We start from the raw sequence: 14,791 nt of genomic DNA, 5'->3' as shown, positions 1-14,791 counted from the left end.
ACCTACCTTTTGTGTATTAAATCATTATATTAGATATAATTATTCCTAATATAGCTCCAGCAAGAACCTCTTTTGGAGTATGACCTATAAGCTCTTTTAATTTTTCCTCGCCCAAAGGTTTATGCTGGGATATATCTTCAATGATTATATTTAATACTTTAGCTTGATTTCCCGCTGCTCTTCTTACTCCTGCAGCATCATACATAACAACTAGGGCAAAGCAAAGGGCTATAGCAAATGAGCTTGAGTCCCACCCATTAATTTTACCAACTGAGGTAGCTAAAGCAGTTACAAATGAAGTATGGGAACTCGGCATACCTCCAGAACCTACGAACCTTGTCAAATCTAATTTTTTATCTTTATAAAGTGATAAGCATATTTTCAATGACTGGGCTATAAACCATGCAGTAAGGCTTGATAATAATACTCTATTTGCCCATATTTTTAAAAGAAAGTTCAACAAAAATCCTCCTTTTAGCTATCCCTATGTGCTATAAAGTCAGCAAGTTCCTTTAATGTACTAGCTTTGTTGCCATAAACATCAATGGTTCCTTTTGCATCATTAATAGTATTTAATAATATTTCCTTTGATTTATTTAATCCATAATAAGATATATAAGTTGATTTATTGCTCTTTTCATCTTTACCAATAGTTTTTCCCATTTTTTCTTTAGTTCCTATTACATCAAGAATATCGTCTGATATCTGATAAGCTCTGCCGAGGCTTTCACCAAATTTTCTAATTCTATCTATATCTTCTTCTGAAGCTTTTGCTATCACTGCTCCTACTTCTAAAGAGGCTCTTATCAAAGAACCTGTTTTTTTGCTGTGCATTTCATTTAATTTAGCTATATCAATTTTCTTATTTTCATAATAAAGATCAATAGCTTGGCCTCCTATCATGCCTTGAATTCCAGCTGCCTTGCTTATGATGGAAGCAGCTCTAATCCTAGGTAAAGAAGGATTGTGAGAAATACAATCAATTAAAATTTCATATGCACTATTAAGTAAAGCATCTCCAGCTAATAATGCAAAACCTTCTCCGTATACTTTATGATTAGATAATTTACCTCTTCGATAATCATCATTATCCATAGCTGGCAAATCATCATGTATAAGTGAGTATGTGTGGATAATTTCGATACAACATGCATAAGGCATTACTTCATCTATTGATCCATTAAACAAATCACAAGCCATAATGGTTAAAAGTGGACGTAATCTTTTTCCTCCGTTGAGTATACTATATTTCATAGCTTCCTCAATGATAGGCAAACCATGTTGGTTACTAAACAGTTGGTTTAGTTTTTCTTCTATAGTTTGACTATATTGCTCAAAGAAATGTTTCAAACTCATATTTACTTCCTTAATCCCTTTCTATTTCAATTTCTTTAAAAACATTATTTTCATTCATAATTTTTATTATTTTTCCTTCTGCTTCTTCTAGTTTATTATTGCAATATAGAGATAATTTCACACCTTCACTATATGCTTCCAAAGCTTGCTCTAATGATATGTTTCCACTTTCAAGATAATTAACAATTTCTTCAAGTCTTTTCATAGCTTCTTCAAAACTCAATTCTCTATTCATTGTTATCTCCTTCATTGATTGATATTACAACAGTAGAAGCACAGCCATCCTTAAGATGGATGTTCAATATATCGTCATTGGCTATCTTCTTAATAGTATTAATGAGTTCACCTGTGTTTTTATTTACAATATAGGCATAACCTTTGTTTAAGTAAGATGCAGGGTTTAAAATATTTAGCTTTTCGTTAAATATAAATAAATTATTACGATGCTTTTCTATTATATTCCTCATCAATCTTTCAAGGTTTTGCTTTGTATTTTCTAATGATTGCCTATAATTAAGTATTTTAGTTTCAGTATACCTAAAAGAACCACTTGATGTTAATCTGTTAACTAAAATTCTTTTATCTTTTATATAATTTACCATAGAAGAATATAAATGACTATTTAACTTATTAATATATGATATAAGTTGCTGCTTATCTGGGAAGACCAACTCTGCTGCGGCGGATGGTGTTGCAGCTCTCACATCGGCAACGAAGTCAGCAATAGTAAAGTCAGTTTCATGACCAACTGCTGAGACTACAGGTATATGAGATTCAAATATTGCTCTAGCTACAATTTCATCATTAAAACACCATAGCTCTTCAATAGAACCTCCACCTCTACCAATTATTATAACATCCACTTTATCTTGCTGATTAAAGCATTTTATTCCTTCTGCTATTTCAAAAGGAGCCTTTTCACCTTGAACCAGCGCTGGATATAGGTATATATCAATATTAGGATTCCTTCTTTTCCCTATGGAAATAATATCTTTTATTGCTGCACCAGTTGGAGAGGTTACTATTCCTACTCTTTTAGGGAGTAGTGGCAGGGTCTTTTTATGCTTTTCATCAAACAATCCTTCTTTTGCTAGTCTATTTTTTAGCTGTTCATAGGTTTTGTATAATTCTCCAGCACCATCAGCAATTATATTTTCAGCATATAACTGACATTGTCCATCTCTTTCATAAATAGAGACATAACCTCTTACTATAACTTGCATTCCATTTTCCGGAACAAACTTGACTTTGTTTAGACTGCTTTTGAACATTACGCATTTAATTACAGATTCCGTGTCTTTCAAAGAAAAATAAGCATGACCTGATGTATGTATTTTAAAGTTAGATATTTCACCTTTTATATAAAGATGAGATAACAAAATATCTTTTTCAATGATTTTTCTTATATATAAATTTACTTCTGTAACGGAAAATACTTTAACATCCTCTAAAATGCTTTTTGGCATATATGGCTCCCCCTACAGCATTATCTATAGCATACTGACCTTCTGCAAATATTGGGTTAATAGAATATTTACTAAGTTTATCACTGCCTAAAAGATAATTTTTAATAATAGTATTTGAAGAAACCCCGCCAATAAACAGGATGTTTGTCCATTCAAACTTTTTTCTTGAATTAATGAGCGTTTCTTCAATTGATTTTGCTATACATATAAATACGGCTTTAGAAAGCTTAGCTTTGTCATATTGCCCCGCTTTAACTATTCTTTGCACAAAGGTTTCAGGACCCGAAAAGCTAGCATAACTCTCCTTTATAGAAATCGGAATTACAATACCTGCATCATTTACTGATTGCGAAAGCCTGTCCATTTCTTTTCCACAGGGAAACTTTAATCCCATTGCAACTCCTACTCTATCAATAAACTGACCGGCCTTTAAGTCAGAGGAACCTCCTATTACTTCAATGTTCGTGTTCATATTTCCTTCTACTAATAACAGCTCTGTAGTTCCTCCAGATATATGGTATGCTGCCATTGGGCTATTTTGGTTAATTTTCTTTGACCATAAACCAGCGAGAATATGATTTTCTTGATGTGATAATAAATAAGCTGGTATGCCTAAAGAAAGCCTAATAACATTTCCTATGTGAAGACCGCTATTAAAAACCGGCATATATGAATCAAGGTAATTTCTTGGTTTAGAACTAACTCCAATCGCTTTGATTTTATTAGGAGAAACCACATAAAATAAGTCTTCTAATAATATATCTAGATTTCGAATATGCTGATAAAAGGCTTCTGACTGTCTTAAACCTTTAGCACCTTGTTTCACTTTGAGCATTATTCTTTTATCTGCTATTAAGTTTTCTTCATTGTCTATTAAGGCAATGGAGGTTGTATAGCAACTGGTATCAATGCCTAAGTAGTACATATTTATTCACCTGTCTTAACTCTTTCTCTTACTACTCTTCCTAATACACCATTTACAAAACTGCTAGAGTCATCGCCACCGAATGTCTTAGCTAATTCTACAGCTTCGTTTATTACTATATTTTCAGGAGTGTCTTTGTAATATAATATTTCAAATATAGCCATCCTTAAAATAGAAAGATCAACTTTCGCAATTCTTTCCATAGTCCAAGATATAAGGCTTTTCCTAATAATCTCATCTATACTTTCTAAGTTTTCTATGGTGCCTTTAATAAGGATATTCAAAAAATCTCTATCTTTGCTATTAAGTTTAGATAGATTAGTTTGATCCGTATCATCTTCTTGAGTGAAAAAGATATCGTAATCCTCAGATAAATTTTCCAATTTTTCATCTATATCATCGTTATTGAAACAAAAACTGAAAATAAACTTAAAAGCACTTTGTCTAAGTAAACGTCTGTTCATATATGTTTTTGTCCTCCTTATTTTTTGCCATGTGTGTTTAATAATCGTTCTATATACTCAATAATGTCTTCTTTATTATCAATTTTTTGCCAATATAATAACCTGCCATGCTACAAGCTAATAATATAAGTGTCTTGAAAAAACCTAATGTCAGCAAAAAGAGGCCGGTTATGAATCCTATGATTGCACCTATTATTTTGCCTTGGCGATTTATAATAAAATTAATTAATTTATCCTTATCCATATCTAGCCTACCCTTCTTTTGCTAGAATTATTAGCTTCTTCAACAAATACAATAACTTCTTTAACTTTAACTTCAACAGTTGTTTCTATATACTCCTTCACTCTATTTTGTATATCTTTTGAAACATCAGGTATAACAGCTCCTGTTAAGAAACAGGCTGTAATTATAATTGATACTTCACCATTTTTATCATTCACTTGAGCTTTAACATCTTTTACTTCATTAATGTTTTTTATACTAGAGAGTGCAATTGATTTTATAGTATTAAAGGATATCCTAATTTCACCAATTTCTGTTTCCTTTGAAATATAATTGACATTATTTATCTTTTGCTCAGTGGTTTTAAATATAAACCTTAAGGCAATCAGCATCAATATTATTGCAATAAGGATCATACTATTGCTTTCAAAAATAAATAAATGTAAAGCTTCACTATATTGTGAAGGCATAAATGGTAATGCAAGAAGAACTAATGCAAAGGAAAATATAGCAACAATTACGGAGAAAATTAACAGTAAAAGCCTGTCTAACATTTTTATATGTATCTCCTTTCGTAGAAATATTTAAACTAACCCTCTGAATTATTCAGAGGGTTAGTTTAAACTACTATTTTAATCTTACAGTTCCATCTTCTTCTTTGCTTTCTTTTTCTATATTCACACCCTGTACATGAATATTAACTTCCACTACATTTAAGCCTGTCATGGTTTCAACGGCTTTCTTAACATTCTCTTGAACTTGCCAAGCAATGTCAGGTATTCTTACACCATATTCAACAATAACATATAAATCTATGGCGGTTTCTTTATCACCGACTTCTACTTTAATGCCCTTTGAAGGACTCTTTTTTCCTAACATTTCTGTTATGCTATCTGCGATGCCGCCACTCATGCCTACTATTCCCTTAATTTCTTTTGCAGCTATTTCGGCAATTATAGCAACTACATCATCAGCAATTCTCACTGTTCCATACTCGTTTATATTATTATCACCTTGCAAATTATGCACCCCCAAGTTTATTGAGATTTTTTCCTAATATGTATTATAGCAGAATAGTTATCTATTTACAAATATATCTAATCTTTAAGCATTATTTTTATGTTGCTTGCTGGTATTTTTGTCTTAGTCATAACAATATCCTGTATTTGGGCTACATTTGCAGGAGTTAGTTCTTTTGCTGCAACAACTACTGTAGCACTATCATCTGTTAAGAATACTAATGCGTCTTTAAAGCCACGGGCGAGAATAAGATTTTCTATAATCATCTCTTTTTCTGTAAGTGCGACTATTTTAACTATTTCTTCCTGTGCTAATGTCTTAAATGTAGGTTCAGCTTTGTCGCTGTTTATTATATTTTGCCACATATCATATTCTTTACTTCTATTTTTATCTCTTTCAAGTCTGTATTCTGTAAAAAAGGATGATACTTGATCCTGATCTTCTTCCTCTTTTTTACTTTCAACTACAGTGATGCTACTTTTCTTTTCCTCATTTATGACTTCTTCGGCATCATCTTCAAACATAAAATCAGATAAATTGCTTTCGTTAATATCTAATCCCATTGTATCGTATTTTGTGCTCATGAAAGTATTATATGCATACCCGATAATAAATAGCAAAAGAATTAATGAGCAAATTGCTATTGTTTTCCTATTCAGTTTGAAATTCATGATTATACCCCCTATTTATTAGTTTCAAGTACAGTTACTCTGTATGCTGGAATATCAAGGACTGTTTGTACAGCCTCACTAATTTTTAATTTAACTTTTGAATCCCACGCACCCTCTGCTACTACTATTACCCCCTTGATTTCAGGATTGATTTCCTTCACCACCACAGGTTGAGAACTTCCACCTGGTTGGTTAACCATTACTGTTTTATCGTCTATACTAGATTCATTAATTATTCTTGTACCTCCGTCAGTATCTTTTTCATCTGTAACCTTATCAACGATGGATTTATCTTTTTGTGTTACTATTTCCTTACCGCTCTCATATGTAATCATTACAGATACTTTTCCTGCTCCATATATTTTACTTAGTATAGTTGAAAGCTGTTCTTGAATTTCAGATCCATATTCATCCTTGTTGTTAAAATTATATGTATCAATTGATTGATTGCTGTCTCTCTTGTTTTCTGCCATGGGATTCTCATTCTTATAAACTATATCATTATAAAAATTTGCTACTATAATCAATGTAATGCCCATACAAAGGAGAATTACTAAATTGTTGAGCAATTTTTTATTATTGTCTAACATTATTTTTTCTTTAAGCCATTCTAGTATTTTCATATTTAAACCCCCTAATCTTTCACAAACAAGAGTTTTACTTGTACTTTATCTCTTTTTATGCCGAGTATTTCACTTAGCATATTTTTTATTTCATCAGTTAATGTCTTTTCATTGAAATTATATTCTTCTTCTTTCACATAAATTACCTTTTCCTTTTCTCTGATATCTACTTTTTTTACCTTTTCTATATTGTTTACTTCTTTATGGGTATTCAGAGTAATTGATACGTTATTTATTGATCCAAACTCATTGCTATGTTGATTTTTATTTATATCTAAAACAATATTTATATTATTTTTATTGATTGATGTTTTATAGGATATTGCTGATGCTATTTGATCTTTTAACTTGGATTCATATATATCTATGGCTTTCATGCTTTGATAGCTGCTTAAAACCTCTTTGTCAATTAATTCCTTTTCTCCGTTTAATATGATACTTGTTTCAAGATAACTTTTTTGAAAGTTACTAGATACATCTGATATATTTATTAAGGGCTGAATTATGGTGAGCAAAACAAAAGTTCCTATTATGACTTTTATATACTTTTTCACACTGCCTTCTGGTAGTACGATATCAGTTATAGTTAAAAAAATGATAACAATTACAATATTAATAATCCAATTTCTTATAAACTCCATCATATGAATTACCTACCTCAACATAACTGTCATATTCCCAATACACATGATTATGGTTATTGATATAAAAAATAATATTCCAACAGCTACAACACAACACAGCATTATAAATATTGATGTGCTTATATCACTCATGCACTGTACCAATTCATTATCAATAATAGGTTGAATTAATGCTCCTGAAATCTTATATATGGCGAAAATAGAAAAAATTTTTATTATCGGTAGCAAGCAAATTAACATCAATATAATTAGGCCTATAATACTTATTCCATTTTTGATTATCAATGAACAGCTTACTACAGTATCAAAGGCTTCTGATAAAAAATCTCCAATTATAGGTATAAAGCTATCTACAGCAAATTTGGCTGTTTTTGCAGTTAAGCCATCTAAAGATGAAGCAGCTAATCCTTGAATTGATATTATTCCTGTAAAAATTGTAAGTAATATACCTAATAAGCCAACAGAAATACCCCTTACTAAAGAAGCAAGCTTGGTGATTTTTACTTTATTAGATATATTGCTGATTATAGATAAAACAGCAGATAACGTTATCATAGGTATAATTATGGTTTTTATAACTGTTGCTATAAAAGTCAAAGATGTGTAGACTATTGGCTGAAACAAGGATGATGATGTTATACCACCTACTGTCAATAGCAATGTGATTAGTGTAGGAAGAAGTGATTGCATAAAACTTACCATTTTATCTATAGTATTTATGCAAAGTTTACTCACAACAGTAAAACTTCCAATGGCTATTATAATAATTATTACATAGCATGTATTGTAGGCAAGTATAGCTATAGATTCATTATCAAATCCTTTATGAAGATTTTGAAGCAAAGCGCAAAAGACAGATAATATAATTATTTTGCCTAAAAGGTCTATATTCAACATAAGTTCTTTCCAGGTAAATACCCATAATCTATTTAATATTTCTTTAAAGGATATTGCTTCTGGATTTTTATATAGTGTTTTTACAAAATCTTTTATCTTTATTTCGGGGATCAGACCTTCTGAATTCAAAACTATGTCATCTGCAAACCTTTGTAACTCATCTAATTCTAGTTGATTTAGTTGCTCATTTATGATATTCTCAGTATCATCAGCATGTACGTTAATTGTCATCAGCAATAAGAAACACATTATAAATAAAGTTCTTCTCATGTTAAATCACCTTTTATGGCATGATTTTTAATATTATGTCAAACAAGGCTGCATAAATAGGTACTGCTATTGCCATAATCAAAACCTTTCCTGCAAACTCTATTTTAGAAGCTATTGAACCTTCTCCTGCATCTCGACATACTTGTGCTCCAAATTCTGTGATATAAGCTATTCCTATGACTTTTAATATAGTTGAAAAATAAAGAATATCTATATTGGCTTTTATTGCATATCCTTTTAAAACTTCAAGGATCTGATTGAATTTTCCAAGCAAAGAAACAAATATGATCAAACCTGCTGTTATGCTTAATTTTATAGCAAACTCAGGCTTATTTTCCTTTAGTATAGTGGATAAAACTGCTGTTATAATTCCTAATGCAACAATTTGAATGATATCCATTTTTCTCACCTACAATTGGAACATGGTTCTTACTGTATCAAAAAGACGACTTATTAAACTAATTACCATCATCAATACAACTACTATACCTGTTAGAGTAGTCATCATGGCCATCTCTTCCCTACCTGATTTAATTAGCACATTATTCAATACTGCAATGACAATACCAATAGCTGCAATTTTAAAAATTAAATTTACATCCATATGTAAACCTCCATTATACCAGTATAATTAATATTGCTGCACCCAATAAAAAGCCCATGCTTTTATACATTTTTTCATTTCTTGCTTTTTCATCTTCTGCAATTTTTTCATGGTGTTCCAATTGGGCATAAATCAATTTGAAATGTTTTTTCTGATCTTCTGTATCTGATTTACCAATTACTCTTCCAAAATTTCTAAGCAATTCTTTGTCCGCTGAGGTTAGGTATGAATTTTTAAGGCTATTTACTATTGCATCATTCCAAGCTTCTTCCAAACTGAAGAACTTTCTTTTAAGAAGATTTTCAGAAACTCTCATAAAAAAATCTTTCCATGGCTTATCACTCTTGCAGCCTACATTATAACAAGCATAGGGAATAGGAGTAGAACCATAAACAATCTCTGTTTCAAGCATTTGAAGTGAAAACCTTAATTTTCTTATTTCCTTAGGTCTTATGCTATATTTACTTGATATTAGTATCCCGAGCAAACTACTCGAGATAATTATCAATAAAGCACCTATACCTTTTAACATATACTATTCACCTCCTGCTAGGTACTTAAGTAAAGTATTTTTCCCTCCCTATCATATATTTTTTCTATTGTACCTACTCCTTTGCTTTTTCCAAGTACAATTATCCTTTGGAAATAATTACTGTGTATTTTTTTCAGTTCTATTTTTCTATGTAGGTCATCAATATCACATCCATGCATGGTTGTAATAATTTTTACCCCTGCATTAGCTCCTTCCATTAATGCCTGAGCGTCTTCATCTTTTCCTATTTCGTCTGTTGCTATAATATCAGGGGACATAGATCTTATTAACATTATTATGCCTTGAGCCTTTGGGCAGGCATCTAGCACGTCGGTTCTTATACCAACATCGTTCCTTGGTTCGCCTAAAAAGCAGGCTGCTATTTCTGATCTTTCATCAACTAAACCTATTTTGAAACCTTTAATATTGAGAGTTTTTATTCCATTGCTTAACTGTCTAATCATATCTCTTAGCAGAGTGGTTTTACCACACTGAGGTGGTGAAATTATTAAAGTATTATATATTGTTGAAGTTGGGTCAATAACATAAGGTATAACTTTATCAGCTGCTCCGATGATCTCTCTGGCTATTCTATAATTGATAAAGGAAATGTCTTTGATAATTTTAACATTTCCATTATTTAGAATAGTCTTGCCGGAAACTCCTATTCTATGACCTCCTGGTATAGTTATGTAACCGTTTTTCAATTCTTCTCCAAAAGAATATACAGAAAAACCTTGTATTATTTCTGAAGCCTTTTTTATATCATCTTTGCTTGTTACATAAGCATTTTTTATATCTTTTGTCAAAAAACCATTGCTATCAATAAAAAAATCCCAATTACTACCTGATATTATCAGCGGTTTGTTAAGTCTTAGTCTAATTTCCTCAACATTGAGGATATGATCGCTTATACATCTACTTAAAAGCCATTGAATCTTTGGTGGTAAAAAATTCATGATTTCATCAATTGTTTTGTTATTTTGCAAGTTTGTCCTCTCCTTAAATAATTATTAGATTTGTACTAATAATATGATAGCTATTATTAAAAAATTACGTTTTAAGAATAAAAAGAATAAAAAAGGGAGTGTCGCAAAACTACTTTTAAAGTAGGGAGCTACATTCCCTTTATCATTGAAATTAATAAAAAAATCAGTGAGAGTCTTTTCTAAATGTTTTAGCTCTCACTGATTTCTTGTTTTTGGGTATACTTAATAAACCTATAGTTTTCAGTCAACTTTTTAGGCTGTTTTTATGTCATGCAAATGATTTCCGCAACGCTCATTCTGAATCTTTGCATGTAATTTATTTATATTGTATCCAAAACACAGCATAAGAAATTCTGTTTTTACACTGTTTTTCCCACGTGTTAAAAATCCATTGAAGCCATAATCATTTTTCAATACCCCAAAGGCTCCTTCTACCTGTATTGAGCGATTTATCCTAAGCTTAATACCTTCCTTACTCATGATGTTCTTATAAGATTTCATCCTTTTTTCTATAAATGTCTTTGATACCTGCATCCGTCGATTTCCCTGTACCTCTGTACACTTAACTTTGTATGGGCACTCGCTACAGTCTTCACACTCATATATTGTTATCTCTGAAATGTAACCTGAGGCAGAGCTACGATGTTTGATTCCAACTACTTTGAGCTTTTTCCCATTATGACAAGTGTATTCATCTTTTTCTTCGTCATATGTCATGTTTTCTCTTTTGCTTATATCCTTCTTAAAGCTGCTTTTTTTCCATATTTCATAGGTCTGAGGTTTGATATAGGCCTTTTGCTCATTTTCTTCCAATTTCAGATAGTTCTCTTCGCTTTCATAGCCTGAATTTGCTATGATGTTCTTGTACTTTTGTCAAGTATGGCTTCCATCTCCTTTAAAAGGGGAATAAGGGTTGTTGCATAACTTCTATCTTGAAATATTCCTATTCCAGTTATATACTCGCTCTCCACAGCTATCTGCACATTGTATGCTGGTTTTAGTTGTGAATTTCTCATATGGTCGTCTTTCATATGCATAAAGGTTGCATCTGGATCTGTTTTGGAATAGCTATTTCTTCCTTCAAATAATTTATTGCAGGCATTATATTTTTCCTGGCGCTCTTTGAAATTCTTTATTCTCTCATAATACTTTTGAAGCTTAGTTTTCCTTTTTCCAATACCATGGACAAATTGTACTTGTTCCTTTTCTTTCTTTTCATCCAGATAGATAAGAATCTTTTGTAGTACTTCTGAGACATTTCCCTTCTCAACTGCAAAATCAGTCATGTAATCAAGGTTAATTTCTTGTATGCAACTTTGGATTTTATCAAACATCTTGGCTTCGTTCTTATTCACAACCTTCTTCCATACAAAGGTGTAGCGATTGGCATTTGCTTCGATTTTTGTGCCATCAACAAAGAGATTTTCAAATTGGATTTCTCCAGCATTATGTAAGTAGCTCACCAACTGATAGAATAGATCGTCCACTGCTGCTGGTAAAAACTCCTTGCGAAATCTTGCAATTGTAGAGTGATCTGGAGCCTTATGACCAGCTAAGAGCCACATAAAGTTTATGTCTCTTTTGCAGGCGGTTTCAATCTTTCTGCTGGAATAGATATTATTCATATATGCGTATGTTAAAACTTTGAATAGGATTTTAGGTTCAACTGCTGGATTTCTTCCGATGGAAGAGTATACCCCGTATAACTTATAGTAATTTAATCCCTCCAATATGTGGCTTAGCAGTCGTACTGAATCATCCTCAGGAATAAATACCTCAAAATTTAATGGTAAAACCAATTGATAACATCCATTAAATTCTGTATAATTTTTATTGTATAGTTTTGTAGGTGACATAACTTAATTATACCGGATTTACGGGTTCTTCGGGACTCGTATTTTTCGTTTTTGGACAAATTAAGATGGCTGCTGCGCAACTAACTTTTTGTTAGTTGTGCAACAGCCCCTTAAAAGCTATAACTGATTAATGATCACAGCAGCAATCATCATCACAACATTCCATATCTATTTCAATTGGTTCATGGCAATTTGGGCAAAGAACTTCTTCTCCCTTATCAAGAACTTCTTCATCCAAATATACATATTCATTGCAATGAGGACATTCTACTTCGATAAACTCACAATCATCATAATCATCTTCATCATCTTCATAGAGCTCATCTTCTACACTGGAGAGGTCTTCATCAATAGCTTCAACATAATCATTTAATTCTTCTTGGGAATCATACAGCTCATTTATAGCATCAGCAAAATCGCCAAGAACTTCAATGATGTTTGTGATTACCTTTCCTTCTTTACTGTTTTCTTCTATGCCTAGGCCTTCAATTAAACCTCTCAGGTAAGCAACTCTTTCATATAGGTATTCCATAGGGTTCATCTCCTTCTTTTTCTATTATTATTCCACTAAAGCCTTTCCATATATTCACCAGTTCTTGTATCCACCCTAATTTTATCCCCTGTGTTTATAAATAATGGAACATTTATTACAATACCTGTTTCTAATGTGGCAGGCTTAGTAGCACCAGTAGCAGTATCACCTTTGAAACCTGGTTCAGTATGAGTGACCTCCAATTCTACAAAGTTCTGGGCTTCAACAGAAAAAGCTTCTCCTTTATAGAATTTGATTATAGCTGTATCATTGGGTTTTAAATACATAATAGCATCTTCAACTTGTTCCTTATTTAAAGGTATCTGTTCATATGTTTCATTATCCATGAAATAATACAAACCGCCATCTTCATATAGATATTGCATTTCTTTTCTTTCTATATGAGCTTTAGGATATTTGTCGGTAGGGTTAAAAGATTTTTCAATAACAGCACCAGTCATAATATTTTTTATTTTTGTCCTTACAAATGCAGCTCCTTTACCAGGCTTTACATGCTGAAAATCTACAACAACATATACTTGCCCATCCATTTCAAAAGTTAAACCTTTTCTAAATTCACCTGCTGATATCATATAATTACCTCCTATATACCATCTAAATTTATTATTACCTCTAAGAGCATAAAAATTACAACTCAATAAGCTCCTTAGGTGATTTACTGAATACTATTGGTCCGTTTTCACCAACTGCAACTAAATCTTCTATTCTTACACCACCAAATCCTGGGATATAGATGCCTGGTTCATCAGTTACTACCATGTTTTTTTCTAAGATTCTGTTGCCTAAAGGTGAGAGTCTAGGTTCTTCGTGTATAGCTAAGCCAACTCCATGACCTAGCCCATGTCCGAAATTGTCACCAAATCCTGCCTCGCTTATTATATCCCTTGCGACCTTATCTACATCCTTTCCTGAAACTCCTGGTTTAATATGTAGCAAAGCTTCATTTTGGGCTTTAAGAACGATATCATATATTTTCTTCTGTTCTTCATTAGCCTTACCAACAACAATTGTTCTTGTCATATCCGAACAATATCCATTATATACACATCCAAAGTCCATGGTCAATAAGTCTCCATTATTTATTTTCTTATCTGAAGCAACTCCATGAGGCATTGAAGATCTTTGACCAGAAGCAATAATAGGCTCAAAGGAATTTCCTGAAGCACCATTTTTTTTCATAAAATATTCAAGTTCCAAAGCAATATCAAGTTCAGCAACTCCTGGCTTTATGTAGTCCAGTATATGAGTAAAAGCCAAGTCTGCAATTTCAGCAGCTTTTGCTATATTTTTAAGCTCTTCATCATCTTTAATAATTCTTATTTCTCCTGAAGATTCTTTTAAAGGAATCATCTTAATACCGTTAATGTTTTCTTTCAACCTCTCGTAAAAATCAACGGTCATGTAATCATCTTCAAAGGCGAGATTATTGATGTGATACTTTTTTATTGTATCGGCTAAATACTCAATTAATGGATTTTCATTTTTTATGATTTCATAGCCTTTACATTGCTTAGCAGCTTGCTCAGTATACCTGAAGTCGGTAATAAAACCAGCTTGTTTTTTACCAATAATTACATATCCGGTAGTTCCTGTAAAACCAGATAGATATCTTCTGTTTTCTGGTGAATATGTAATTATGCCATCTGCTCCAATGGTTTTTAAAATATCCCTAATCCTATCTAACCTCTCCATAACTAT

General features: G+C 31.8%; 20 protein-coding genes and 1 pseudogene. All 21 read right to left on the bottom strand.

The window, feature by feature from the left end; all coding sequences use genetic code 11:
- Positions 1–16: 16 nt before the first annotated feature.
- The 21 genes and pseudogenes from BUB48_RS08995 to BUB48_RS08895 all read right to left on the bottom strand — a co-directional run bounded on the left by BUB48_RS08995 (position 17) and on the right by BUB48_RS08895 (position 14,785).
- Positions 17–460 carry a divergent PAP2 family protein gene (locus tag BUB48_RS08995; RefSeq protein WP_073025907.1) on the bottom strand — a complete coding sequence of 148 codons (444 nt, stop codon included), beginning with the start codon at positions 458–460 and terminating at the stop codon, positions 17–19.
- A gap of 14 nt (positions 461–474) precedes the next feature.
- A complete protein-coding gene (locus BUB48_RS08990; protein WP_073025906.1) occupies positions 475–1,356 on the bottom strand; it encodes a polyprenyl synthetase family protein in 882 nt (293 codons plus the stop codon).
- Positions 1,357–1,366: 10 nt separating this feature from the next.
- Positions 1,367–1,591: an exodeoxyribonuclease VII small subunit gene (xseB, locus tag BUB48_RS08985; protein WP_073025905.1), complete on the bottom strand. Its 225-nt coding sequence runs from the start codon at positions 1,589–1,591 to the stop codon at positions 1,367–1,369.
- A complete protein-coding gene (gene xseA / locus BUB48_RS08980) occupies positions 1,584–2,822 on the bottom strand; it encodes an exodeoxyribonuclease VII large subunit (protein ID WP_073025904.1) in 1,239 nt (412 codons plus the stop codon). The genes xseB and xseA overlap by 8 nt, the downstream gene beginning before the upstream one ends.
- A complete protein-coding gene (locus BUB48_RS08975; protein ID WP_073025903.1) occupies positions 2,794–3,747 on the bottom strand; it encodes a tRNA (adenosine(37)-N6)-threonylcarbamoyltransferase complex transferase subunit TsaD in 954 nt (317 codons plus the stop codon). Before BUB48_RS08975 ends, xseA begins: the two co-directional genes overlap by 29 nt.
- A gap of 2 nt (positions 3,748–3,749) precedes the next feature.
- On the bottom strand, positions 3,750–4,211 hold the full coding sequence (gene nusB / locus BUB48_RS08970) for a transcription antitermination factor NusB (RefSeq protein WP_073025902.1): 462 nt from the start codon (positions 4,209–4,211) through the stop codon (positions 3,750–3,752).
- 49 nt (positions 4,212–4,260) lie between these two features.
- Positions 4,261–4,455: a DUF2273 domain-containing protein gene (locus BUB48_RS08965; protein WP_207648329.1), complete on the bottom strand. Its 195-nt coding sequence runs from the start codon at positions 4,453–4,455 to the stop codon at positions 4,261–4,263.
- A 2-nt stretch (positions 4,456–4,457) separates the two neighbouring features.
- A complete protein-coding gene (amaP, locus tag BUB48_RS08960) occupies positions 4,458–4,988 on the bottom strand; it encodes an alkaline shock response membrane anchor protein AmaP (RefSeq protein WP_073025901.1) in 531 nt (176 codons plus the stop codon).
- A 73-nt stretch (positions 4,989–5,061) separates the two neighbouring features.
- On the bottom strand, positions 5,062–5,454 hold the full coding sequence (locus BUB48_RS08955) for an Asp23/Gls24 family envelope stress response protein (protein ID WP_073025900.1): 393 nt from the start codon (positions 5,452–5,454) through the stop codon (positions 5,062–5,064).
- A 77-nt stretch (positions 5,455–5,531) separates the two neighbouring features.
- Entirely contained in the window at positions 5,532–6,125 is a 594-nt protein-coding gene (locus BUB48_RS08950; protein WP_073025899.1) for a SpoIIIAH-like family protein, read from the bottom strand.
- Between the two features lie 11 nt (positions 6,126–6,136).
- On the bottom strand, positions 6,137–6,748 hold the full coding sequence (gene spoIIIAG / locus BUB48_RS08945) for a stage III sporulation protein AG (protein ID WP_073025898.1): 612 nt from the start codon (positions 6,746–6,748) through the stop codon (positions 6,137–6,139).
- Between the two features lie 11 nt (positions 6,749–6,759).
- A complete protein-coding gene (locus BUB48_RS08940) occupies positions 6,760–7,392 on the bottom strand; it encodes a stage III sporulation protein AF (protein WP_073025897.1) in 633 nt (210 codons plus the stop codon).
- A gap of 9 nt (positions 7,393–7,401) precedes the next feature.
- The gene (gene spoIIIAE / locus BUB48_RS08935) at positions 7,402–8,559 is read right to left on the bottom strand and encodes a stage III sporulation protein AE (RefSeq protein ID WP_073025896.1); all 1,158 of its coding nucleotides are present in this window, start codon (positions 8,557–8,559) and stop codon (positions 7,402–7,404) included.
- 13 nt (positions 8,560–8,572) lie between these two features.
- Positions 8,573–8,959, bottom strand: coding sequence for a stage III sporulation protein AD (gene spoIIIAD, locus BUB48_RS08930; RefSeq protein ID WP_073025895.1), 387 nt, complete (start codon positions 8,957–8,959; stop codon positions 8,573–8,575).
- A 9-nt stretch (positions 8,960–8,968) separates the two neighbouring features.
- On the bottom strand, positions 8,969–9,163 hold the full coding sequence (spoIIIAC, locus tag BUB48_RS08925) for a stage III sporulation protein AC (protein WP_073025894.1): 195 nt from the start codon (positions 9,161–9,163) through the stop codon (positions 8,969–8,971).
- 13 nt (positions 9,164–9,176) lie between these two features.
- On the bottom strand, positions 9,177–9,695 hold the full coding sequence (spoIIIAB, locus tag BUB48_RS08920; protein WP_073025893.1) for a stage III sporulation protein SpoIIIAB: 519 nt from the start codon (positions 9,693–9,695) through the stop codon (positions 9,177–9,179).
- 17 nt (positions 9,696–9,712) lie between these two features.
- The gene (spoIIIAA, locus tag BUB48_RS08915; RefSeq protein WP_242944189.1) at positions 9,713–10,684 is read right to left on the bottom strand and encodes a stage III sporulation protein AA; all 972 of its coding nucleotides are present in this window, start codon (positions 10,682–10,684) and stop codon (positions 9,713–9,715) included.
- A gap of 252 nt (positions 10,685–10,936) precedes the next feature.
- Positions 10,937–12,540 (bottom strand): annotated as a pseudogene (locus BUB48_RS08910) (IS1182 family transposase).
- 127 nt (positions 12,541–12,667) lie between these two features.
- Positions 12,668–13,072 (bottom strand): CD1247 N-terminal domain-containing protein, encoded by a 405-nt coding sequence (locus BUB48_RS08905; protein ID WP_073025892.1) that lies wholly within the window; start codon positions 13,070–13,072, stop codon positions 12,668–12,670.
- Between the two features lie 35 nt (positions 13,073–13,107).
- On the bottom strand, positions 13,108–13,665 hold the full coding sequence (gene efp / locus BUB48_RS08900) for an elongation factor P (protein ID WP_073025891.1): 558 nt from the start codon (positions 13,663–13,665) through the stop codon (positions 13,108–13,110).
- Positions 13,666–13,720: 55 nt separating this feature from the next.
- A complete protein-coding gene (locus BUB48_RS08895) occupies positions 13,721–14,785 on the bottom strand; it encodes a M24 family metallopeptidase (protein ID WP_073025890.1) in 1,065 nt (354 codons plus the stop codon).
- Between the last annotated feature and the right edge of the window lie 6 nt (positions 14,786–14,791).

Origin of the sequence: Lutispora thermophila DSM 19022, assembly GCF_900142105.1 — a bacterium.
Classification (GTDB): Bacteria; Bacillota; Clostridia; order Lutisporales; family Lutisporaceae; genus Lutispora; species Lutispora thermophila.
This window is presented reverse-complemented; position numbering and strand designations above follow the sequence as displayed.

Excerpts from the sequence above, each read along its gene's own strand:
- BUB48_RS08990 (WP_073025906.1), bottom strand. The coding sequence starts at position 1,356 with ATGAGTTTGAAACATTTCTTTGAGCAATATAGTCAAACTATAGAAGAA.
- xseB (WP_073025905.1), bottom strand. The coding sequence starts at position 1,591 with ATGAATAGAGAATTGAGTTTTGAAGAAGCTATGAAAAGACTTGAAGAA.
- xseA (WP_073025904.1), bottom strand. The coding sequence starts at position 2,822 with ATGCCAAAAAGCATTTTAGAGGATGTTAAAGTATTTTCCGTTACAGAA.
- BUB48_RS08975 (WP_073025903.1), bottom strand. The coding sequence starts at position 3,747 with ATGTACTACTTAGGCATTGATACCAGTTGCTATACAACCTCCATTGCC.
- nusB (WP_073025902.1), bottom strand. The coding sequence starts at position 4,211 with ATGAACAGACGTTTACTTAGACAAAGTGCTTTTAAGTTTATTTTCAGT.
- BUB48_RS08965 (WP_207648329.1), bottom strand. The coding sequence starts at position 4,455 with ATGGATAAGGATAAATTAATTAATTTTATTATAAATCGCCAAGGCAAA.
- amaP (WP_073025901.1), bottom strand. The coding sequence starts at position 4,988 with ATGTTAGACAGGCTTTTACTGTTAATTTTCTCCGTAATTGTTGCTATA.
- BUB48_RS08950 (WP_073025899.1), bottom strand. The coding sequence starts at position 6,125 with ATGAATTTCAAACTGAATAGGAAAACAATAGCAATTTGCTCATTAATT.
- spoIIIAG (WP_073025898.1), bottom strand. The coding sequence starts at position 6,748 with ATGAAAATACTAGAATGGCTTAAAGAAAAAATAATGTTAGACAATAAT.
- BUB48_RS08940 (WP_073025897.1), bottom strand. The coding sequence starts at position 7,392 with ATGATGGAGTTTATAAGAAATTGGATTATTAATATTGTAATTGTTATC.
- spoIIIAE (WP_073025896.1), bottom strand. The coding sequence starts at position 8,559 with ATGAGAAGAACTTTATTTATAATGTGTTTCTTATTGCTGATGACAATT.
- spoIIIAD (WP_073025895.1), bottom strand. The coding sequence starts at position 8,959 with ATGGATATCATTCAAATTGTTGCATTAGGAATTATAACAGCAGTTTTA.
- spoIIIAC (WP_073025894.1), bottom strand. The coding sequence starts at position 9,163 with ATGGATGTAAATTTAATTTTTAAAATTGCAGCTATTGGTATTGTCATT.
- spoIIIAB (WP_073025893.1), bottom strand. The coding sequence starts at position 9,695 with ATGTTAAAAGGTATAGGTGCTTTATTGATAATTATCTCGAGTAGTTTG.
- BUB48_RS08905 (WP_073025892.1), bottom strand. The coding sequence starts at position 13,072 with ATGGAATACCTATATGAAAGAGTTGCTTACCTGAGAGGTTTAATTGAA.
- efp (WP_073025891.1), bottom strand. The coding sequence starts at position 13,665 with ATGATATCAGCAGGTGAATTTAGAAAAGGTTTAACTTTTGAAATGGAT.
- BUB48_RS08895 (WP_073025890.1), bottom strand. The coding sequence starts at position 14,785 with ATGGAGAGGTTAGATAGGATTAGGGATATTTTAAAAACCATTGGAGCA.